The organism is Mycolicibacterium arcueilense, assembly GCF_058536225.1.
This window is the reverse complement of the sequence record NZ_JBZTYL010000005.1, coordinates 185,067-205,618: the sequence shown is the minus strand read 5'-3', so window position 1 is coordinate 205,618 and position 20,552 is coordinate 185,067. Positions and strand designations below refer to the sequence as shown.

The window sequence follows — 20,552 nt, the reverse complement described above, 5'->3', positions numbered from 1 at the left end:
TCACAACCCGAGCGCGGCCATCGCCCCGTCGACGGTTGCGGTGCGCAGCTGATCTCCGGGGACGTCGGGGAACTGCAGGCAGCAGTCCTGCAGGCCGCCGAAGGCGATGACTGCGCGGGTGGATTGTTCGAGAGTCGGCTTGCGGCCGAACACCAGCACCCCGAGCCGGGCGCGCCAGGCCAGCAGTTGGTCGATCAATCCCAGATCGACCAACGTGGTCAGCTCGGAAACGATCAGGATGAGATCGGCGCGGTGCCGGTAGTGAAAGTCGAAGTAGCCCTCCAGAAGTTCCCGAGCTGAGGCCCGGGCGGCTCCGCGCTTGCGTTCCTGCTCGGCGATGAAGGCCTCGCCCTCGTCGATGAGGGGCTGCAGAATGCTGCGGACCAGGTCCTCGCGTGACCGGAAGTGGTAGTACAAGGCCGGTTTGGTGATGCCGAGGCGGTCGGCGATGTCCTGCAGACTGGTGCGCACCACGCCCTTCTCGGCGAACAATTCACGCGCCACGTCTTGGATGCGCTGGCGGGTATCCAATGCAGGCTTGGCCACGTAGCCACCCTAACTTACTTAACGATCGGTAAGCTGACGAACGAAGTACTTACCGACCGTTAAGTAAGGAGGCATCGTGAAGGTACTCATCTCCGGCGCCAGCATCGCCGGGCCGGTTCTCGCCTACTGGCTGTCACGGCATGGATTCGACGTCACCGTGGTGGAACGCTCACCCGCGCTGCGCAAAACCGGTGGCCACGCCGTCGACCTGTTCCGGCCCGCCATGGAGATCTCCGAACGCATGGGCGTGCTGTCCGACATCGAGGCGCACGCCACCGGCACCACCGAGATGCTCATCCATCGGCCAGGCACATCGCGCCCCGCCCGTCTGGACTACCTGAAGATCATCGGCGCCATGTCCGACCGGCACGTCGAGATCATGCGGGACGACCTCAGCGAGATCTACTTCAACGCGAGCCGCGACGACGTCGAATACCTCTTCGGCGACACCATCACCTCGATCTCACCCGACGGGAGCGTAACTTTCGAGCACAACGCACCCCGGCGCTTCGACGTGGTGGTGGGAGCCGACGGGCTGCACTCCGGTGTGCGCCGTCTGACGTTCGGCGACAACGTTTCCGAGAGATTCCTCGGCGGCTACCTGTCGGTGGTGTCGGTGCCGAAGGACCTGGCCCGCGACGGCGAGATGACCGGGTATTTCAAGCCCGGCCACATGGCAGGCATCTACACCGCCGACCATCTCGATGATGCCCGCGCGGTGTTCATCTTCCGCCCGGGTCAACGGCTGGATTACGACTACCGCGACGTGGAACGTCAAAAGGCGCAACTTTGCGCCGCATTCGCGCAGACGGCGCCCGAGGTTGACCGCTGGCTCGACGAGGTGCCCCGGACGCCGACGTTCTACTTCGACGCCATCACGCAGCTGCAGATGACGACGTGGTCGCGGGGCCGGGTGACTCTCGTCGGCGATGCGGGTTACTGCCCCGGCCCGGCCGTCGGAGGCAGCACCAGCCTGGCGGTCTACGGCGCCTACGTCCTGGCCGCCGAGATGGTCCGGGCCGGTGACGATTACGCCGCTGCCTTCGCCGCATATGAACGCACGATGCTGGCATCTGTTCAGGGCAGCCGGAAGCTGGCACGCGTCAACGCGAAAACCGTGGTGCCCATGACTGGTCTGGGCATCCGCGCACTGGTGGGTGCCGGGCAGTTGATCTCGCTCCTGCCACTGGGCGTGACCCAGGCGCTGGCCCGGCTCAACGCCAAAGGGGTACGGCTCTACGACACCATGCCGCTGCCTGCCTGGCCGGCCACACTCCCGTAACCAGCAGGCGGGCGTAGCGTGGCCGCATGGGCGAACTTTCCGAGGATGTGATCGCATTTCTGTCCGAAGGCACTCGCACTGCCGTACTGAGCTGGGTGGCAGCTGACGGCCGGCCGTTGTCGGCACCCGTGTGGTTCGTGGTGGACGACGGCGAACTCGTCTTCAACACCGGTAAGAACACCGCCAAGGGACGGGCTCTGGGCCGGGATTCGCGGGTCGTGCTGTTGATCCACGACGACACCCCGCCGTTCGCGTTCGTCCAGGTGCAGGGCGTCGCCGCGGTCAGCGAGGATCCCGACGAGTTGCTCGCCACCGCCACCCGCATCGGCGGCCGCTACATGGGTGCCGACCGCGCCGGGGAATTCGGCCGACGCAACGGGGTCCCAGGAGAACTCGTGGTGCGGGTCAAGCCGACGAAAGTCCATGCCGCATTCGATGTGGCGGACTGAGGGGAGCCAGAGTGACTGAGATAGCCCAGTTCGCCGACATGTTGTCCGGCGATCACGGCCTCTGCGTGCTGAGTACCTTGCGCGGCGACGGCAGCATTCAGTCCTCGATGGTGAATGCCGGCGTGATGGCACACCCCCGGACTGGCGAACCGGTGGTCGCGCTCGTGGCGATCGGCGGAGCGCGCAAGCTGCGGCACCTCCGCGCCGACCCCCGGGCCACCGTCGTCGCCCGCTCAGGCTGGCAGTGGGTGACGGTCGAGGGCACCGCCGAGATCATCGGGCCCGACGACCCGGATCCCGACACCGACGCCGAGGGGTTGCGTCTGCTCCTTCGTGCCATCTTCCAAGCCGCCGGCGGCACCCACGACGACTGGGACACCTACGACCGCGTCATGCGCGAAGAGCGTCGCACCGCGGTATTGATCGCGCCCACCCGGGTGTACTCCAACCCTGGCTGAGATCAGCGCCGCCCTACTCCGCGCGACCACCCAGATGCTTGGCCAGGAAGCGGTCGGCGCGGTGATAGAAGTCCAGCCGGTTCTCGGGCTTGGCGAAGCCGTGCCCCTCGTTCTCATACATCACGTATTTCGTGGTCGATGCCGTGCTCGGCCATCGCCGCGACGATCTGCTCGGATTCAGCCCGCTTGACTCGGGGGTCGTTCTCCCCCTGCGCAATCAGCATCGGGATCTTGATCGCGTCCACCCGGGACAGCGGCGAACGGGACCACAGGAAGTCGGGGTCATCCCCAACTCGCTTGTGCCACAACTGGATCATCGGCTTCCAGTACTCCGGGAACGACGCGATCAGCGTGTTCAGGTTGGACGGACCGACCATCGAGACCGCGCAGGCGAACACGTCGGGCGTGAACGTCGCCCCGATCAGTGCCGCGTAGCCCCCGTAGGAGCCGCCGTAGATGGCGACCCGTGCGGCGTCGATGTAGCCCTTGCCCACCAGATGCGCGACCGCGTCGAGCAGGTCGTCGTGCATCTTGGCGCCCCATTCGCGGTTGCCCGCGTTGAGGAACTCCTTGCCGTAGCCGGCGGAGCCGCGAAAGTTCACCGACACGACGACATAGCCGCGGTTGGCCAGCCACTGCGCCTCAGGGTCGAAGCCCCAGCCGACGCGGGCCCACGGCCCGCCGTGCACCGTGAGCACGGCGGGTAACCCGGAGCGCTCCACGCCGGGCGGGAACGACAGATAGCCGTGCACGGTCAGGCCGTCGCGGCTGGTGAAGCGGAACGGCTCCATCGCCACCAGCGGGTAGTCGTTGAGCTCCGGGCGATGGTCGAACAGGAACGTCGGGGTCTGCGACGTCCGGTCCCAGGAGTAGAACTTCACCGGCCCGGCGTCCTGGTCGAAGGCGACCAGCCAGGTGCCGTCGTCGTGGCTACGGTCGGTGATCGACAGGTCGCCCGGACTCACCCGCATGAGCGCCTCGATGTCGCCGCGGATCGACTCGTCGAAGATGCGGTATTCCAACCGTTCGCCATACACGGTCGCGGCCTGGATTTCACGGGTGTCCGGGTGCAAGACGACATTGCTGACGCCGTACACCGGATCCTCGGCGAGCACCTCGACGGTCCCGGTCGCAATGTCCATCGTGACCAGGCGAGTGGTGTTCGAGCCGACCGACAACAGCAGGTACATCGCCGTGCCGTCACCGTTGAAGGCGAGCGGGGCCGTCGTCTCGGCATCCTCGGGCGCAACGTCCAACAGGGTTCGCCAGTCAGAGTGTTCGTCGTCGCGCACCAGGATCGTCATCCCGCCCTCGGCGGTCGGCTGCATCGCGCCGCGGACCCGCAGATCGTCGTCGACCAGCCAGCCCACGAAACCCGGGTTTTCCACCACCTTGCGCAACTCCCCGGTGGTCAGGTCGAGGTGGTAGACGTCGTGCAGTTGCGGGTTGTCCTTGTTGATCCCGACCAGCACATCGTTGGGAAACTTCTTGGGAAGCCTGATGATTCGGCACTGCACATCGTCGAACGGGGTGAGGTCACGTTCGACGCCGGTTTCCACGTCGACGTCGTAGAGCCGGAAGTTCTCACTGCCGTCGCGGTCGCGCACATAGAGGATGTGCCGATTGTCGTGCGCCCACACATAGTTGGGGACCCCCCGATCGGTGTCGTGCGTGACCGGCCGATCGTCACCCGCCCCGATGACGCCGACGAACACATTGAGCACGCCGTCGAGCGGGGCCACGTACGACAGCCGCGTCCCGTCCGGCGAGATCTGTGCGCCCGCGCGCTCCGGATTGCCGAGCAGCACTTCGAGCGGGATCAACGTCGCGTCCGCCATTACGCCCCCTTGTCGTCGGTATTTCTCAATACTGCCGCACCGTGGGCCGACGACCAGACGCAAAAGCCCCCGACTTGCGCCGGGGGCTTTTGACGTTTGGTGCTTAGGACTCGAGCGAGGCCGGGGGCAGGAAGCGGTCGCCGTAGCGGGCGGCCAGTTCCTTGGCGCGGGCGACGAACGCCGCCTTGCCGACGCCGAGCTCACCCTGGTAGCCGACGATGAACTGGGCCGAACCACCGGTGTACGGCGGGAAGCCGATACCCATGATCGAGCCGATGTTCGCGTCAGCGGTCGAGGTGAGCACACCTTCGTCGATGCACTTCTGGGTCTCCAGTGCCTCGGCGAACAGCATGCGGTCGATCATGTCCTGCAGCGGGATCTGGGCGGATCCGGAGTTGAACGTCTCCTTCAGGCCGGGCCACAGCTGGGTCCGCTTGCCGTCGACGTACTCGTAGAAGCCGGCGCCCTTCAGACGCGACGGGCGGCCGAGCTCGATCATCTTCTCCACGACGGCCTCGGCCGGGTGCGGCACGTGGGTGCCACCGGCGGCCTCGACACCTTCCTTGGTGGCGACGGCGATCTTGTGCATGAGCTCCAGGTTCAGCTCATCCGACAGCTGCAGCGGCGCCGCCGGGTAGCCGGCCTGCGAACCCGCCTGCTCGATCGACGCGGGCTCGACGCCCTCGCCCAGCATGGCCAGCGCCTCGTTGACGAAGGTGCCGATCACGCGGCTGGTGAAGAAGCCGCGGCTGTCGTTGACCACGATCGGGGTCTTGCGGATCGCGAGGGTGTAGTCGAACACCCGGGCCAGGGCCTCGTCAGAGGTCTTCTCACCCTTGATGATCTCCACCAGCGGCATCTTGTCGACCGGCGAGAAGAAGTGGATCCCGATGAAGTCCTCCTGGCGCTTCACGCCGGTCGCCAGACCGGTGATCGGCAGCGTGGAGGTGTTCGAGCCGAGCAGCGCGTTGGGCTCGACGATGTCCTCGATCTCCTGGAACACCTTGTGCTTGAGTTCCTGGTTCTCGAACACGGCCTCGATCACGAAGTCGACGCCCTTGAGATCCTGCGGATCGGCGGTCGGGGTGATCTTGGCGAGCAGCGCGGCCGACTTCTCTTCGGTGGTCTTGCCACGCTTGAGCGCCTTGGCCTCGATGCCCTCCGAGTACGCCTTGCCCTTGTCAGCGGCTTCCTGCGTGACGTCCTTGAGCACGACGTCGTAGCCGGCCTTGGCCGACACGTAGGCGATCCCGGCGCCCATCATGCCCGCGCCCAGCACACCGATCTTCTTGATCTCCTGCTTGGCGATGCCCTCGGGGCGCGACGCGCCGCCGTTGATGGCCTGCAGGTCCAGGAAGAACGCCTGAATCATGTTCTTGGCGGTCTGGCCGGTGACCAGCGAGACGAAGTAGCGGCTCTCGATGCGGCTGGCGGTGTCGAAGTCGACCTGCGCACCCTCGACAGCGGCGTCCAGGATGGCCCGCGGTGCCGGCATCGGGGCGCCCTTGAGCTGCTTCTTGAGCAGGGCCGGGAAGGACGGCAGGATCGCGGCGAGCGCCGGGCTGGACGGGGTGCCACCGGGAATCTTGTAGCCCTTGACGTCCCACGGCTGGGTGTGGGCCTCGGGGTTGGCCTTGATCCACGCCTTGGCGGCCGGAATCAGTTCGTCGACCGAACCGACGAGCTCGTCGACCAGGCCGGTGTCCTTGGCCTTGGCGGGGTTGAAGCGGGTGCCCTGCGAGAGGACCTCCATGAAGGCCTTCTGGATGCCGAACATGCGCACGGTGCGGGCCACGCCGCCACCGCCGGGCAGCAGGCCCAGGGTGACCTCGGGCAGACCGATCTGGCTGCCCTTGACGTCGGCGGCGATGCGGTGGTTGGTGGCCAGCGCGATCTCCAGGCCGCCGCCGAGCGCGGCACCGTTGATGGCGGCCACGACGGGCTTGGGCAGGGTCTCCAGCTTGCGCAGGTCGGCCTTGATGGTCTCGACCATCTCGAACGCCTCGGCGGCGTCGTCGGGCCCGATGCTCATCATGCCCTTGAGGTCGCCACCGGCGAAGAAGGTCTTCTTCGCACTGGTGATGACCACGCCGGTGATCGAATCAGGGTCTTCTGCTACAAGCCGTGCTAGCTCTTCTACGGCGTTATGCATCGATACCTTGTAGTGCTCGTTCATCACGTTGGCCGAACCGGTCGGGTCGTCCAACGTCAGGGTGACGATGCCGTCGGCATCCTTGTCCCACTGAATGGTGTTCTCAGCCATTGTTGTTCAGCCCTCTCAGACGCGCTCGATGATGGTGGCCACGCCCATGCCGCCGCCGATACACAGCGTGATCAGGGCACGCCGAGCGCCACGACGCTCGAGCTCGTCGACCATGGTTCCGGTGATCATGGCGCCGGTGGCGCCCAGCGGGTGGCCCATCGCGATGGCGCCACCGTTGACGTTGAGCTTCTCGTCGGGGATGTTGAGGTCCTTCTGGAACTTCAGGACGACGGAGGCGAAGGCCTCGTTGAGCTCGAACAGGTCGATGTCATCGACGGTCAGACCGGCACGGTCCAGCACCTTCTGGGTGGCCGGGGTGGGGCCGGTGAGCATGATGACCGGGTCGGCACCGCTGGTGGCGGTGGCCACGACGCGGGCGCGCGGCGTCAGGCCCTGGCTCTGACCGGCCTTCTCTGAACCGATCAGCAGCAGGCCGGCGCCGTCGACGATGCCCGAGCTGTTGCCGCCGGTGTGGACGTGGTTGATCTTCTCGACGTAGTGGTACTTCTGCAGCGCCACGTCGTCGAAGCCGCCCATGGCGCCCAGGCCCTCGAAGGCCGACTTGAGCTTGCCGAGGCTCTCCACGGTGGTACCGGGACGCATGTGCTCGTCGTTGTCGAGGACGACGAGGCCGTTCTGGTCCTTGACCGGGACGACGGACTTCGCGAAGTAGCCGCCGGACCAGGCCGCGGCGGCCTTCTCCTGCGAGCGCACCGCGTAGGCGTCGACGTCCTCGCGGGAGAAGCCCTCGATGGTGGCGATCAGGTCGGCACCGATGCCCTGCGGGACGAAGCCGATGCGGTAGTTGGTCTCCGGGTCACCGGCCCAGGCACCGCCGTCGGAGCCCATCGGGACGCGGCTCATCGACTCGACGCCACCGGCCAGCACCAGGTCGTCCCAGCCGGAACGGACCTTCTGGGCGGCCAGGTTGACGGCCTCCAGGCCTGAGGCGCAGAAGCGGTTGAGCTGGAAACCACCGGTGGTCTCCGGCAGGTTGGCCACCAGGCCGGCGGTGCGGGCGATGTCGCCGCCCTGGTCGCCGACCGGGGACACGCAGCCCAGGATGACGTCGCTGATCAGCGTCTCGTCCAGGTCGGGGTACCGCGCGCGGATCTCCTCGATCAGGCCGACAACCAGGTTGACCGGCTTGATCTCGTTGAGTGCGCCGCCGCGCTGCTTGCCACGGGGCGTACGGATCGCCTCGTAGATGAAGGCTTCTTCGGACATGTCTGCTCCCCTGCCGTATCGGCGTCCAGGTTCAGGTTGGGTTGTGGAACCGCCCAGCCAATGTGGGCAGTCCTCTGAACGGCAGCGTAGCAGCCTCGCCCAACCCGTTGGTTGGGCCTGTGCTCAGCATCTCCCTGAACCGGTGGTCGCGCGACTCGTCGTGGATCCTCGCGGCCTCGTCGCCGTCTCGTCGCGGCCTCGTCGCCGTCTCGTCGCGGCCTCGTCGCGGATTCGTCGCGGATTTCGACATGGGGGTTGTGGATCGCGTGGAGCGGCGACCCAGGCGTAGGAAACGACGCGCGCAGCCGCGGCACACCAGGCGTCCCCACGCCACACCCCACGCCCCCGTCGCCGTTTTCGACCTGGGGGCTGTACACCGCGCGCCGACACAACCCAGGTGTAGAAGACGACGCACACCCAAAGGCGCACGCCTCAAGGCGCACACCTCAGGCGGAGCGGGGCGCCTCGATCTCGATCAGCGAGGGGTAGTCGGTGTAACCGATCGGGCCGGGGGCGTAGAAGGTCGACACGTCGGGTTCGTTGAGTTCGGCGCCGAGGATCAGCCGATCGATCAGATCCGGGTTGGCGAGGAACGCCCGCCCCACCGCGGCCGCGCTGATCGCGCCCCACTCGGCGTAGCCCTCCAGCGCAGAGAAATCGGTGCCGGCGCCACGGCCGGTGTTGAGGACGAACGTCCCCGACCACAAGGCGCGGATGGCGCCGAACGTCCGAGTACCCGGGTCGATCACCACGTGCAGGTAGGCCAGGTCCAGCGGGGCGATCCGCTCCAACAGCGCCTCGTAGGTGCTGACGGGATCGTTCTCGTGCATATCGCCCGCGGAGTTTCCGGGCGAGATCCGCAGCCCGACCCGGCCGGCGCCGATCTCGTCGACGACAGCTTCGACCACCTCGGCGGTCAGCCGGGCACGGTTCTCGGGAGAACCGCCGTAGGCATCGGTGCGCTGGTTGACGACATCTGAGGCGAACTCGTGCAGCAGGTAACCGTTGGCGCCGTGGATCTCCACACCGTCCATGCCGGCGTCGATCGCCCGGCGTGCGGCGGCCCGGAACTGCTCGACGATCGCGGGGATCTCAGCGGTTTCGAGGGCTCGCGGGGTCTGCAGCGGCTTCTTACCGGTGGGTGTGTGGGTGACCATGTCGGCGGCGATCGCCGAGGGCGCGACGGGTTCGAACCCGCTGATGTCGGGGTGAGCCATCCGGCCGACGTGCCACAGCTGGACGAACATCTTGCCGCCGGCGTCGTGCACCGAATCGGCGATCTCGGCCCAGCCGTGCTGGTGGCGGTCGGTGTAGATGCCCGGGGTGTTCATGTAGGCGCCGTTGGCGGTCTCCGCGACGGCGGTGGCCTCGCTGATGATCACGCCCGCCCCGGCACGCTGCGTGTAGTACTGCGCGGCCAGCGGCGACGGGGTGCCGTCGGCATCGGCGCGCGAACGCGTCAGCGGTGCCATGAACAGACGGTTGGTAGCGACGGTGTCGCCGACCTGGATCGGCTGAAGCAGTGCGGCGTCGGCGTTCAGTTTGTAGCTCACGCCGCTCTAAAGCGTCGTGGGCGCGGCAATCATTCCCGCATTAGCCTCATGCAACATGACTGTCACACGGCTGCAGCCCTTCGCCGTCACCATCTTCGCGGAGATGTCTGCACTGGCCAGTCGGCTGGGCGCGGTCAACCTGGGCCAGGGTTTCCCGGACCAGGACGGCCCGGCCGAGATGCTCAAAGTGGCGCAGAACGCCATCGCTGAAGGTCACAACCAGTACCCACCAGGCCTCGGCATCCCCGAGTTGCGCCAGGCCATCGCGGCACAGCGCAAACGGCACTACGGGATCGACTACGACCCCGACACCGAGGTGCTGGTGACCGTCGGCGCCACCGAGGCCATCGCCGCGTCTGTCCTCGGCCTGGTCGAACCGGGCTCTGAGGTGTTGGTGATCGAGCCGTTCTACGACTCCTACTCCCCCGTGATCGCCATGGCCGGATGCATACGGAAGGCCGTGCCGCTGGTGGCCGACGGCGCCGGGTTCGCGATCGATACCGAGAGCCTGCGCCGCGCCATCACGCCCAAGACCCGGGCGCTGATCCTCAACTCGCCACACAATCCGACCGGTGCCGTGGCCTCCGACGCCGAGCTACGCGCCATCGCTGCGCTGGCCATCGAACACAACCTGCTGGTGATCACCGACGAGGTCTACGAGCAGTTGGTGTTCGGCGTTCCGCACCTTCCCCTGGCCGCCTACCCCGGTATGGCCGAGCACACCGTGACCATCTCCAGCGCGGCCAAGATGTTCAACGTGACCGGCTGGAAGATCGGCTGGGCCTGCGGGCCGGCCGAATTGATCGCCGGGGTGCGGGCCGCCAAGCAGTACCTGAGCTATGTGGGCGGCGGGCCGTTCCAACCCGCGGTGGCCCACGCACTCAATCACGAGGACGCCTGGGTGGCCGACCTGCGGGAGTCGTTCCAGGCCAAGCGGGATCGACTGGGCAACGCACTGGCCGACATCGGGTTCGAGGTGCACGCCAGTCACGGCACCTACTTCCTGTGCGCCGACCCACGGCCACTGGGCTATCCGGACAGCACTCAGTTCTGCGCCGAGCTACCACACAAGACCGGGGTGGCCGCCATCCCGATGTCCGCCTTTTGCGACTCTGAGGCTCCACACGCCGATCTGTGGAATCACTTGGTGCGCTTTGCTTTCTGCAAACGCGACGAGACCATGGAAGAGGCGATCCGCCGACTCGAGGCGTTGCGGGTCTAGCGTTCGGGGCTCAGCTTGATGGCACGCTCCCGGGCCGTCATCGCTCCCCAGATTCCGTAAGGCTCGGGAGCGGAGAGGGCGTGCGAGCGGCACCGGTCCAGCACCGGACAGGCCCGGCAGATCGCCTTGGCCGCATCCTCGCGTCTGCGCAGCGGGCGCCCCCGAAGCTCCTCCGGGAAGAACACCTCCGCCGGATGGTCCCGGCAGAGGCCGTGCAACTGCCAGCTCCACTCTTCGAACGCGGGTGGCGGCAGGTTGCGAGGTGAGCGGTAGACCGGAATCGCCGGACGGCTGACCGGGGTCTCGCGGTTCGCCTGTCGCGCAACGAATTCCAGCGGTGGCCGGTTGTCGAAAAGCGTGCGGGACAAGGCGTTCACCCCTTTGAACGAAGTGGCGTGTGGCCTGCCATGCTGCCAGCCTGCCCGGAGCCGACTGGTTGTCATCCTGTAAAGAATCGACCGCAGATCGCGACACTTTGCTTCGCCATTCCGGCACGCCGTGGACGATCGAGTGGTACGCCTGCGCCGCATCGGGCTACCCGGAATTCGAGTAGTTCGGTACTCGCGCGCAACCCCTCTGAATTTGCCACCATCGTAAAGACACTGGTGGGAGGCCTGATGAACATCGGATCGACGGTGGGGCGCGCGGCAGGGTTCGCGGCGGTCGCCGCGGCCGCCGCACTGGCGGTGGCTTGTAGCGGGGAGACCAAGAGCGACCCGCCGCCGCCACCGCCACCGGCGACTGGGAGCGCGACACTGCCGTCGACCACGACCACCACGCCGGGACCGGTCGCCACCTACCAGGCCCCGACAACCACCACGAACCCCGGTGGCTACACCAGCACCACGCCGTCGACGGGCACGACGCTTCCGCTGCCGACTTCGGAATCGCCGATCACGACGCTGCCCACCCCGACGTTCACTCTGACGCCGACGACGACGGAGCACCTTCCGGTGACGTCTGTTCCCACCACGCAGGCGCCGCCGGCGTGACCGACGATACGAAGTCACTGACCCAATCGGCGGAGCGGTGGTTGAGCCTGGTAGTCGTGTTCGTCGCGCCGACATCACTGATCACCGGGTTGTGCTACTTCTTCGGCCTACTTGCGATCCGCAATCGGCTGCACTACTTCGGCGTCGATCCAGGGACCGTGGGCTACACGTCGGCCGACTACGTCGTATCCACCATCGGCACATTCTTCTTCGCGTCGCTGCGGGTGCTGATCGTGCTCGCGGCACTGGTGCTGGCAGCTGCGGCTTTTCGGCACTGGTCGGGCACCGGGCGGCGAATCACCTTGCTACGCACCATCGCATGGCTCTTGGCGGCCCTGGGCGCAGTCGCCTTGGGTGTCGCCGTGGTGTGGCTGGTGTCCGATCGCAGCCTGATCAAATCGGTGTTCGACAATCCGCCCGACATGTACATGGCAGTGACGATCGCCGCCGGAATCGCGCTACTGGCCGCCGGCTATTGGACACTGAGACTCACCGGTGTCGGCCGGCTGTCCAGGACGGCCGAGCGGCTCCTGCTCGCACTGGCGGCCGTAGGCCTGGTGGGGGCGCTGTTCTGGGTTACCGACCTGTACGCCGTCGACCAGGGTAAACGCAACGGCGAGGATGCCGCGGGCAAGCTGTGGCCGGCCGACGGTGAATACACGGCGGTGCAGGTGGACACCACTGAGGCGCTGAACATTCCAGAGAATCTGGTGAAGATGACGATCCTGCCGAGCCAAGGGCCACCGACTGCGCCGGTCTACCGCTACGAATGTCTCCGCGTCCTGGACGCGCACGCAGGCCGCTACGTGCTGGTACCGGCCAGGTGGTCACGGGAGCAGGGCTACGCCATCACCGTGACTCCTGACGCGACACACCGCGTCACCGCGGTGGTGGACTCGACGCCCGTGGCGAAAGGGCCTGCCGTCGACGAGTTCTGGCAGTGCCCGGAAGTGGTGCGCACCTACCAGGAGCCCGACCTGGAGCAGATCCTGATCGGTGCTGAGAGAGCACAGACGCTGGTGGGCGCCGGCAGTCTCAGCGCTACCGGCCCTGACCTGAGCAGCGACACCGCACCCGCCAACGGCAATCCATCGTCATCGAAAGGTTGTGCAGCCGAGGAAGACCCATCTGCGCTCCCATCGTCTCTGCCGCCGTTCCCCGCAGGCATCGCAGCGATGCGGGAACGCGAGATCACCGGCGAAGGAGCATCCGGCCGCGTGCATTTGCAGCAGCGCGTCATGATCTTCCCCGACCCGGCGGCGGCCGATTCCTTCATGGTGACGGCGCAGGAGCATTGGGGGTACTGCGCGGGCAAGAGTGCCGCGGTATACCGCAACGGTGAGGCTCAGCAACGCACCCTCGGCAACCGCGTGGTGCAGAACAGTGTTCTGTCAGTGACTGATTCGGCATCACCAGGTTCCGTCTCCGACTGCGCCCAAGCCCTGGCGGCCAAATCCAATATCGTCGTTGCCGTCGACCTGTGTGGCGTGAAGGAGCCGTCTCAGGCGGCCGCTGTCGCCTTCGATGTGCGGAACCGGATTCCCACCGACTAGGGCAGTGTGGCGGCCACCGCCCACAGCGCGGCCAGATCCTCAGGTTCGGTCCGGATCGGGCTGAGCGCCACGTCGGTGGCGCCGGCGTCGAGATAGCGCTGCAACTGTGCCCGGACCTGCTCTGCCGACCCGACCGCGGCCAATTCCGCAACGCTGGAAACCTGTTCGCGGGCAATGATCTTTCGATACGACGGGATGGTCGCATAGAACTCCAGCCGCTGCGCGGCGGCGTCGCGGGCGGCATCGACGTCGTCGGCGACGAGCGCCGGAACCATGGCCACCACGCGAGGTCGGGGCCGGCCCGCCGCCGTGGCCGCCTCGGTGATCGTCGGCACGATGAAATCCCCCACCGTGCGCGGCCCGGCGAGGTACGGCAGTGTCCCGTCAGCCAGCTCACCGGTCACCCGAAGAGCTTTCGGCCCCATCGCAGCGACGTACACCGGGACCGGGGCACCACCGGGCACATGAACGGGCCACTCGGGGCTGGCGGTGAACTCCGTGCCGTGGAAATCGACCGCACCGTCGTGCAGGATCGCGTGGAGCACCTGGAGGTGCTCCCGCAACCGGCCGACCGGATCCGACCACACCGTGCCGAATGCCCGGTGCTCGGGCGCATGCGAGCCCAAGCCGAGACCCAGCGTGAAGTTTCCGTGCGTGCCGGCCTGCGCGGTCTGCGCGGCCGACGCCACCACCAGTGGGTGACGGGGATTGAGCGGCACCACCGAGGTGCCGACGCCGAGACCGGGCACCGCGGCCCCGATCAAAGCGGCCAGGGTGATGGCATCGATGTCGAACTGTTGGGCCACCCAGATCTGACGGACCCCGGCCGAATACGCGGTGCGGGCCTGTGAGATCGCGGCGTCGACAACATTGGGGGCGGACGGGTTCAGGGTGAGGACGACTCCGGTCGGCATATCCGCACCAACAGGCAGGGCGGGCGGGGCTATTCCGTTCCGATCACGCTGCGCCGGACTCTGGGAAGTTACGAATTCGGCTGGGCGACGCTCACCAGTGCCGTGAATTCCTCATGACGCGCTGACGCAACCGCTCGATGGCCACGTCGAGAACGAGGGTCTTTGCACGCTTGACCAGGAACTCCGGGATCGGCATGGCGAGGTCGACGATGATGTCGAACCGCACCCGCGTCCTGTCCACCTCGGGCGTCAGGTTGTATTCGACGTGCTGGCCACGCTGCTGCAGGTTGGGTTCGGCATCCCACACCATCCAGTTGTCGCCCCAGTGGAACTCGAGCACTTCCTTGTCGGTGATACCCATCAACCGCATCGTTGCCCTGACATGGTGCGGCCTGCCGTCGGGATAGCGGTCGATGATCTTGACGCGACGGTGGACCGCAGACCAGGTCGGCAGCGCGTCTACGTCGGCGAGCACATTCATGATCGCCTCCGGCGAGGCGTCGAAGACCGCCTCGCGTGATGCCTGTACGGCCACGCCCCAAATCTAGCGAACTGCGCCGCCCGATGCTGGGATTCTTCGCTTTGAAGCGCCGACAATCAGTTGGGTTGCCGCGCAACGATCACCGGCGCGGTGGATGAATGCACCACCGCGGAACTGACCGAGCCCAGCAGCATCCCGGCGAATCCGCCCCGACCTCGGTTGCCGACCACGACGAGCTGCGCGGTGTCGGCCTGCGCCAACAATTGACGAGCCGGCTCATCGGGCATGACCACCCGCCGGACCGCGACGTCCGGGTACCGCTCGCCCCATCCGGCCAGCTGTTCGGACAGCGCACGCTCGGCCTCGCTGCTCAGATCCTCCCACTTGACGGCGGGGAACTCGAAGTTCAAGTCCGTCCAGGTGTGCAGGACCACGAGCTCCACACCGCGCCGCGAGGCCTCGTCGAACGCGATCGCGGTGGCGAGCTCCGACGCGGGTGACCCGTCGACCCCGACCACCACGGGCGCCGTCGGCGGGCGTTCGTTGTGGGGGATCACCGCCATCGGACCGTGGGCATGGAGCGCCAGACTCGAACTCACCGATCCGAGCAACCGGCGTCCCCATTTACTCAGGCCGCGGGAACCCACGACCACCAGATCGGCGCGCCGCGAGTACTCGATCAGTGTGGCCACCGCATGCCCCGGAACAGCTTTGGCGACGAGTTGAAGCGGATGCGCCCCGGCAGCCTCCTGGGCGATCCGTTGGGCAGCATCGAGGACATCCTGACCCAGCTGGTCCTGGTAGTCCCAATAGTCCTGGGGCAGAGCCACATCCAACCAGACCGGCGACATGGCACCGGGCAGTGCGTGCACCAGGGTGAGCTCCACACCACGCAAGGCCGCATCCCGGGCCGCCCACGCCACTGCATTGTCCGATGCCGGCGACCCGTCAACCCCGACGACGATGCCGTACCGGGCGTCGTGCTCACTCATGCGAATCTCCTTGTGCCCGACAGATCATCACCGGTACCGGGCTGTGGTGCAGCAGGTTCAGGCTCGTCGAGCCCAGCAGCACGCCGGCCAGCGCGTTGCGGCCGCGTGACCCGACCACCACGAGCCCGGAATCGTCGACATGCTTCAGCAGTGCCTTGCCAGGCGAGTCCGGCTCGATGTAGCACTTGGCGGTGACAGCGGGGTGGCGTTTCTCGTGGGCGTCGACGGTCTCGGTCAGGGCCGCCAGTTCGGCGGACTCCACGCCATCCCAGTCGATCAGCAGGGGGATGGTGACACCGGTCTCGGCCGGAGCGGCCAGCGACAGCGACCGCACTGCGGTGATCGGCAGCCCGAACCGCTCCGCGAAATCGAATGCTGTCTCCAGCGCCGCCTGCGCCGCGGGGCTGTCGTCGACCCCGACGACGACCGGGCCGTCCCCCGGGGCGACCCGATCGCCGCGGAAGGCGACCACCGGGCAGGCGGCCCGGGTCGCGACGGCCAGCGCCGTCGACCCGATCAACAGGGCCGCCGCCGGGGTCACCGTCTTACCGCCGAGGACCACCAGGCGTGCCTCCCGGCTGGCCTCGATCAGCACCTGGTCGGCGGCTTCGTTGAACGAGACCGTGGATACCGACAGGTCGGGGTGATCGGCGCGCACGGCCTCGTCCGCTGCCTTGAGGAACGCCTGGGCCATGTCGCGCTGGTACGACATCATCGCCGCGGTCAGGGCGGCCGCGGTCTGGGTCAGATTGCGGCCGATCGACGGTAGGGCGTGCACGATGCGCAGCGGCGCGCCGAACCGGGCGGCGACGGCGCCCGCCCAGCGGGCCGCGTCGAGTGCGCCGTCGCTGCCGTTGATTCCGACTACTACTGGTGCGTCCGAGGAAGTCACACCCTCATCGTGGCTGCTTCTGAGCCCGATCGCCAGGGCACAAAGACCTCAGGTGCCGGTCAGGTCCAGCCGATGTCGGCGATGTCGGTGCTCGACTGCGGCGGACCGCCGGGCGTTGCCGGCGAGGTCCGAGAGAACCGCGGGGCTGGGGCCGCCTGGGTGACACCGTCCACGGTGACCAGCGTCGACCGGGCCTGCAGGTGCTCGCCCTCGGCAGCCTCACCCCAGGTGAGCACCGGCGTCACGCATGCGTCGGTGCCCGCGAAGATCTCGGTCCACTCGTCGCGGGTCTTGGTGGCGAACCGCTCGGTGAAGATGGCCCGCATCTCGTCATACCGGGTCAGTTCGAACTGCCCGGGGATCTCGGCGGCGTCCAGACCGAGACCGGCCACCAGCTGAGCGAAGAACTGCGGTTCGATCGAACCGACGGCCATGTAGCCGCCGTCCGACGTCTCGTAGGTCCGGTAGTAGGGAGCGCCGCCGTCGAGCAGAAACGACTCGCGTTCGTCGCGCAGCGATCCGGTGGCCCGCATCGTCCACATCATCTGCGCCAGCATGCTGACGCCATCGACCATCGCGGCGTCGATGACCTGGCCCTTACCGGACTTCTCGCGCTCGTACAGCGCGGTGACGATGCCGATCAGCACCAGCATCGAGCCGCCACCGAAATCGGCGACCAGGTTGAGCGGGGCCACCGGTGGGCGGTCGCGGTAGCCGATCGCGCTCAGCGCGCCGGTCTGCGACAGGTAGTTGATGTCGTGGCCCGCCGTGGTGGCCAGCGGCCCGTCCTGACCCCAGCCGGTGATCCGGGCGAAGATCAGCCGCGGGTTGACGGCCTCGCACTCGACCGGACCGATGCCGAGACGCTCGCAGGTGCCCGGACGGAAACAGTCCAGCAGCACATCGGCTTTGGCGACCAGGTCCAACAGCTTGCCGGGCTCGGACTTGACGTCCAGGTCCACGATCCGCTTGCCGCGGTGCATCAGGTCGACGTTCTCGGCGGGCATGGTCAGGCCACCGGGACGGCGTACCCGCACCACGTCGGCCCCCAGGTCGGCGAGCATCATCGCGGCGTGCGGTCCGGGGCCGATGCCCCCGAGTTCGATAACTCGCACTCCGGCGAGCGGTCCCGTGTTGGTCATGCGAGGCACACTAAGGCATGAGCGAAAACGGCTACACCGTCGGCGACTACCTGCTCGACCGGCTCGCCGAACTCGGTGTGACCGAGGTTTTCGGCGTCCCCGGCGATTACCAGCTGGAGTTCCTCGACCACATCCTCGCCCACCCGACGCTCCGCTGGGTGGGCGGCGCCAACGAGCTCAACGCCGGCTATGCCGCCGACGGCTACGGGCGGCTGCGCGGCATGGCCGCCCTGGTCACCACATTCGGGGTCGGTGAACTGTCGGCGGCGAATGCAATCGCGGGCAGTTACGCCGAACATGTGCCGGTGGTGCACATCGTCGGTGCGCCGTCCAAGGATTCCCAGGCGGCGCGTCGGATCGTGCACCACACCCTGGGCGACGGGGACTTCGATCACTTTCTACGGATCAGTCGCGAGATCACCTGCGCCCAGGCGAATCTGGTGCCGGCGACCGCGACGCGCGAGATCGACCGGGTGCTCTCGGAGGTACGCGAGCAGAAGCGGCCCGGCTACCTGTTGATCGCGACGGATGTGGCCCGGTTCCCCACCGAACCTCCCGCCGCACCGCTGCCCCGCTACACCGGCGGCACCAGTCCGCGCGCCCTCTCGATGTTCACCGCGGCCGCCGCGGAGTTGATCGGCGATCATCCGCTGACCGTGCTCGCCGATTTCCTGGTGCACCGCCTGGACTGCGTCGAAGAACTCAGTGCGCTGCTGTCGGCCGATACGGTCGGCCACGCCACCCTGATGTGGGGCAAGAGCCTGGTCGACGAGAGCTCACCCAACTATCTCGGCATCTATGCCGGTGCAGCCAGCGAACATTCGGTGCGCGAGGCGATCGAAGACGCTCCGGTGCTGGTGACCGCGGGCGTGTTGTTCACCGACATGGTTAGCGGCTTCTTCAGCCAACGCATCGACCCGGCCCGCACCATCGACATCGGCGCCAACCAGAGCGTGGTGGCCGGGCAGGTCTACGCCCCACTGGACATGTCGGCCGCGCTCGAGGCCGTCACGGCGATCCTCACCGAGCGCGGCATCACCTCACCCGCGCTGCCCTCGCTCCCCATCCGAACACACACCGACCCACCCGGGCGGGATACCGCGTTGACACAGGAAGCCTTGTGGGACCGGCTTTCTGAGGCCCTCACCCCCGGCAATGTGGTGCTGGCCGATCAGGGCACGTCGTTCTACGGCATGGCCGGACACCGGTTGGCGTCGGGGGTGACGTTCATCGGCCAACCACTGTGGGGATCGATCGGCTACACCCTGCCCGCCGCGCTCGGCGCCGGGGTGGCCGACCGGGGCCGCCGCACCGTGCTGCTCATCGGTGACGGCGCCGCCCAGCTGACCATCCAGGAGTTGGGCGCCTTCGGCCGTGAGGGCCTGACCCCGGTTGTCGTGGTGGTCAACAACGACGGCTACACCGTGGAACGCGCAATCCACGGTGTCACAGCCGAATACAACGACATCACCGGTTGGCGCTGGACCGAGCTGCCCGCCGCGCTCGGCGTCCCCGATGCGCTCACCTTCCGGGTCAGCACCTACGGCGAACTCGACGATGCGTTGACCGCCGCGGCAGCCACCCCGGAGCGGATGGTGTTTCTCGAGGTGATGCTGGGCCGGATGGACATCCCGCCACTGTTGACCGAGTTGGCGCAGTCCGCCTCGGACGCCAACTCGAACTAGGCGCTGTGGTTCGGCGACAAGCGGCGGCGAATCGAGTAGGCCACTACTCTATTCGCGGCGACTCCGCTCCGGTGCAATGGCAGTTGCAAGTACCGGCCGCACAGGGAGACATCCGATGTCCACAGAGATCTTCGCGAAAATCGGTGACATCAAAGGTGAATCGGTCGACGCCAGACACCCTGACGAGATCGACGTGGTGTCGTTCTCGTGGGGTGTGGCCAACAGCGGCTCAGCACCATCCGGTGGCGGCGGGGGTGCGGGCAAGCCGACGTTTCAGGATCTGCTGATCGTCCACACCATCGACAGCGCGACCCCTGCGCTGCTGCTGACCTGCGCCACCGGACGGCATCTGGCGCAAGCGACGATCAGTCACCGCAAGCCCGGGGAAACCCAGGACTATCTGACCGTCAAGCTTTCCGACGTAACCATCACCGCCGTCAACCAGAACGGCACGGAGGTTCAGCCGTACACCGAAACGGTGACCCTGCGGTTCGGCAAGGTTGACCCGCTGTATCGACGGAGGCGTCTGGACGGATCCTTCGACGAGGGCCAGCATTTCATCTTCGATGTGCGAACCAACCAGCCAGGCTGACCGCTCCCCGCAGGTTCAGCCCTTCTTGACCTTGAGCACCTGTTTGCGCAGGCCCTCGGTGGCGGTCTCCACGCCGCCCTTCATGGTCCGCTTGAGGATGAAGCCCGGCAGCGGCACCGACAGGTCGATCGTGATGTCGAACCGCACCTTGGTCTTGTCACCTTCGGGCGTCAGGGTGTAGCTGGCGTCCTGGGCCTTGAGCTGGCCGGCGCTCACCAGCGTCCAGCTGACCTTGTTCTCGCTCCAGGTGTATTCGATGACCTGCTCGTCGGTCAGCCCGGCGGCCTTGACCGTCATCTTCACCTGCTTGGGCCGGCCGTCGTCGTAGGACTCGAGGATCTCGGCACGCTGGTATTGCGGCGACCAGCTCGGCGTCGCCTCGACATCGGCAACGACGTCGAGGATCTCCTGGGGCGTCGCCTCGATCACTACTTCACGGGAATCGCTGGTTGCCATGCGGCGAGATTACCC

General features: G+C 67.1%; 21 protein-coding genes. 8 read left to right on the top strand and 13 right to left on the bottom strand.

The window, feature by feature from the left end; translation table 11 throughout:
• Window positions 1-546, bottom strand: coding sequence for a TetR/AcrR family transcriptional regulator (locus tag AC4LGL_RS02020; protein ID WP_491837382.1), 546 nt, complete (start codon window positions 544-546; stop codon window positions 1-3).
• Window positions 547-622: 76 nt separating this feature from the next.
• Between AC4LGL_RS02020 and AC4LGL_RS02015 the strand changes: the two genes are divergently transcribed.
• From AC4LGL_RS02015 to AC4LGL_RS02005, 3 genes are read left to right on the top strand one after another with little or no spacing between them, the layout of a single operon-like run.
• The gene (locus tag AC4LGL_RS02015; protein WP_491837381.1) at window positions 623-1,828 is read left to right on the top strand and encodes an FAD-dependent monooxygenase; all 1,206 of its coding nucleotides are present in this window, start codon (window positions 623-625) and stop codon (window positions 1,826-1,828) included.
• A gap of 26 nt (window positions 1,829-1,854) precedes the next feature.
• On the top strand, window positions 1,855-2,277 hold the full coding sequence (locus tag AC4LGL_RS02010; RefSeq protein WP_491837380.1) for a PPOX class F420-dependent oxidoreductase: 423 nt from the start codon (window positions 1,855-1,857) through the stop codon (window positions 2,275-2,277).
• A gap of 11 nt (window positions 2,278-2,288) precedes the next feature.
• On the top strand, window positions 2,289-2,735 hold the full coding sequence (locus tag AC4LGL_RS02005; protein ID WP_491837379.1) for a TIGR03618 family F420-dependent PPOX class oxidoreductase: 447 nt from the start codon (window positions 2,289-2,291) through the stop codon (window positions 2,733-2,735).
• 13 nt (window positions 2,736-2,748) lie between these two features.
• Here AC4LGL_RS02005 and AC4LGL_RS02000 read toward each other — a convergent pair whose 3' ends face one another.
• The 5 genes from AC4LGL_RS02000 to AC4LGL_RS01980 form a co-directional block, all read right to left on the bottom strand.
• Window positions 2,749-2,856: a hypothetical protein gene (locus tag AC4LGL_RS02000; RefSeq protein ID WP_491837378.1), complete on the bottom strand. Its 108-nt coding sequence runs from the start codon at window positions 2,854-2,856 to the stop codon at window positions 2,749-2,751.
• Entirely contained in the window at window positions 2,849-4,573 is a 1,725-nt protein-coding gene (locus AC4LGL_RS01995) for a S9 family peptidase (protein ID WP_491837377.1), read from the bottom strand. The genes AC4LGL_RS02000 and AC4LGL_RS01995 overlap by 8 nt, the downstream gene beginning before the upstream one ends.
• Before the next feature lie 103 nt (window positions 4,574-4,676).
• A complete protein-coding gene (locus AC4LGL_RS01990) occupies window positions 4,677-6,836 on the bottom strand; it encodes a 3-hydroxyacyl-CoA dehydrogenase NAD-binding domain-containing protein (RefSeq protein ID WP_491837376.1) in 2,160 nt (719 codons plus the stop codon).
• A gap of 15 nt (window positions 6,837-6,851) precedes the next feature.
• Window positions 6,852-8,063 carry an acetyl-CoA C-acetyltransferase gene (locus tag AC4LGL_RS01985; protein WP_491837375.1) on the bottom strand — a complete coding sequence of 404 codons (1,212 nt, stop codon included), beginning with the start codon at window positions 8,061-8,063 and terminating at the stop codon, window positions 6,852-6,854.
• 446 nt (window positions 8,064-8,509) lie between these two features.
• The gene (locus tag AC4LGL_RS01980) at window positions 8,510-9,616 is read right to left on the bottom strand and encodes an alkene reductase (protein ID WP_491837374.1); all 1,107 of its coding nucleotides are present in this window, start codon (window positions 9,614-9,616) and stop codon (window positions 8,510-8,512) included.
• A 55-nt stretch (window positions 9,617-9,671) separates the two neighbouring features.
• Here AC4LGL_RS01980 and AC4LGL_RS01975 point away from each other — a divergent pair, with 55 nt between their 5' ends.
• A complete protein-coding gene (locus tag AC4LGL_RS01975) occupies window positions 9,672-10,838 on the top strand; it encodes a pyridoxal phosphate-dependent aminotransferase (RefSeq protein ID WP_491837373.1) in 1,167 nt (388 codons plus the stop codon).
• On the opposite strand, the gene AC4LGL_RS01970 is transcribed toward AC4LGL_RS01975, so the two are convergent.
• Entirely contained in the window at window positions 10,835-11,206 is a 372-nt protein-coding gene (locus tag AC4LGL_RS01970; protein ID WP_491837372.1) for a WhiB family transcriptional regulator, read from the bottom strand. The two genes, AC4LGL_RS01975 and AC4LGL_RS01970, sit on opposite strands and share 4 nt — an antisense overlap.
• Before the next feature lie 249 nt (window positions 11,207-11,455).
• Here AC4LGL_RS01970 and AC4LGL_RS01965 point away from each other — a divergent pair, with 249 nt between their 5' ends.
• Both AC4LGL_RS01965 and AC4LGL_RS01960 read left to right on the top strand, forming a co-directional pair.
• A complete protein-coding gene (locus AC4LGL_RS01965) occupies window positions 11,456-11,830 on the top strand; it encodes a hypothetical protein (protein WP_491837371.1) in 375 nt (124 codons plus the stop codon).
• The gene (locus tag AC4LGL_RS01960) at window positions 11,827-13,383 is read left to right on the top strand and encodes a sensor domain-containing protein (RefSeq protein WP_491837370.1); all 1,557 of its coding nucleotides are present in this window, start codon (window positions 11,827-11,829) and stop codon (window positions 13,381-13,383) included. Before AC4LGL_RS01965 ends, AC4LGL_RS01960 begins: the two co-directional genes overlap by 4 nt.
• Here the strand turns inward: AC4LGL_RS01960 and AC4LGL_RS01955 are convergent.
• The 5 genes from AC4LGL_RS01955 to AC4LGL_RS01935 all read right to left on the bottom strand — a co-directional run bounded on the left by AC4LGL_RS01955 (window position 13,380) and on the right by AC4LGL_RS01935 (window position 17,804).
• On the bottom strand, window positions 13,380-14,297 hold the full coding sequence (locus tag AC4LGL_RS01955) for an LLM class F420-dependent oxidoreductase (RefSeq protein ID WP_491837369.1): 918 nt from the start codon (window positions 14,295-14,297) through the stop codon (window positions 13,380-13,382). The two genes, AC4LGL_RS01960 and AC4LGL_RS01955, sit on opposite strands and share 4 nt — an antisense overlap.
• 91 nt (window positions 14,298-14,388) lie before the next feature.
• Window positions 14,389-14,832: an SRPBCC family protein gene (locus AC4LGL_RS01950; RefSeq protein ID WP_491837368.1), complete on the bottom strand. Its 444-nt coding sequence runs from the start codon at window positions 14,830-14,832 to the stop codon at window positions 14,389-14,391.
• 62 nt (window positions 14,833-14,894) lie between these two features.
• Window positions 14,895-15,770, bottom strand: coding sequence for a universal stress protein (locus tag AC4LGL_RS01945; protein WP_491837367.1), 876 nt, complete (start codon window positions 15,768-15,770; stop codon window positions 14,895-14,897).
• Window positions 15,763-16,662, bottom strand: a complete 900-nt coding sequence (locus AC4LGL_RS01940; RefSeq protein ID WP_491837366.1) for a universal stress protein — start codon at window positions 16,660-16,662, stop codon at window positions 15,763-15,765. The genes AC4LGL_RS01945 and AC4LGL_RS01940 overlap by 8 nt, the downstream gene beginning before the upstream one ends.
• A gap of 59 nt (window positions 16,663-16,721) precedes the next feature.
• The gene (locus tag AC4LGL_RS01935) at window positions 16,722-17,804 is read right to left on the bottom strand and encodes a CaiB/BaiF CoA transferase family protein (RefSeq protein WP_491837365.1); all 1,083 of its coding nucleotides are present in this window, start codon (window positions 17,802-17,804) and stop codon (window positions 16,722-16,724) included.
• 17 nt (window positions 17,805-17,821) lie between these two features.
• On the opposite strand from AC4LGL_RS01935, the gene AC4LGL_RS01930 reads away from it, so the two are divergent.
• Together AC4LGL_RS01930 and AC4LGL_RS01925 are read left to right on the top strand one after the other, a co-directional pair.
• On the top strand, window positions 17,822-19,489 hold the full coding sequence (locus AC4LGL_RS01930; protein ID WP_491837364.1) for an alpha-keto acid decarboxylase family protein: 1,668 nt from the start codon (window positions 17,822-17,824) through the stop codon (window positions 19,487-19,489).
• A 115-nt stretch (window positions 19,490-19,604) separates the two neighbouring features.
• Window positions 19,605-20,081 (top strand): Hcp family type VI secretion system effector, encoded by a 477-nt coding sequence (locus tag AC4LGL_RS01925; RefSeq protein ID WP_491837363.1) that lies wholly within the window; start codon window positions 19,605-19,607, stop codon window positions 20,079-20,081.
• 15 nt (window positions 20,082-20,096) lie between these two features.
• Here the strand turns inward: AC4LGL_RS01925 and AC4LGL_RS01920 are convergent, their stop codons facing one another.
• Window positions 20,097-20,537 (bottom strand): SRPBCC family protein, encoded by a 441-nt coding sequence (locus tag AC4LGL_RS01920; RefSeq protein WP_077740406.1) that lies wholly within the window; start codon window positions 20,535-20,537, stop codon window positions 20,097-20,099.
• Window positions 20,538-20,552: the final 15 nt, after the last annotated feature.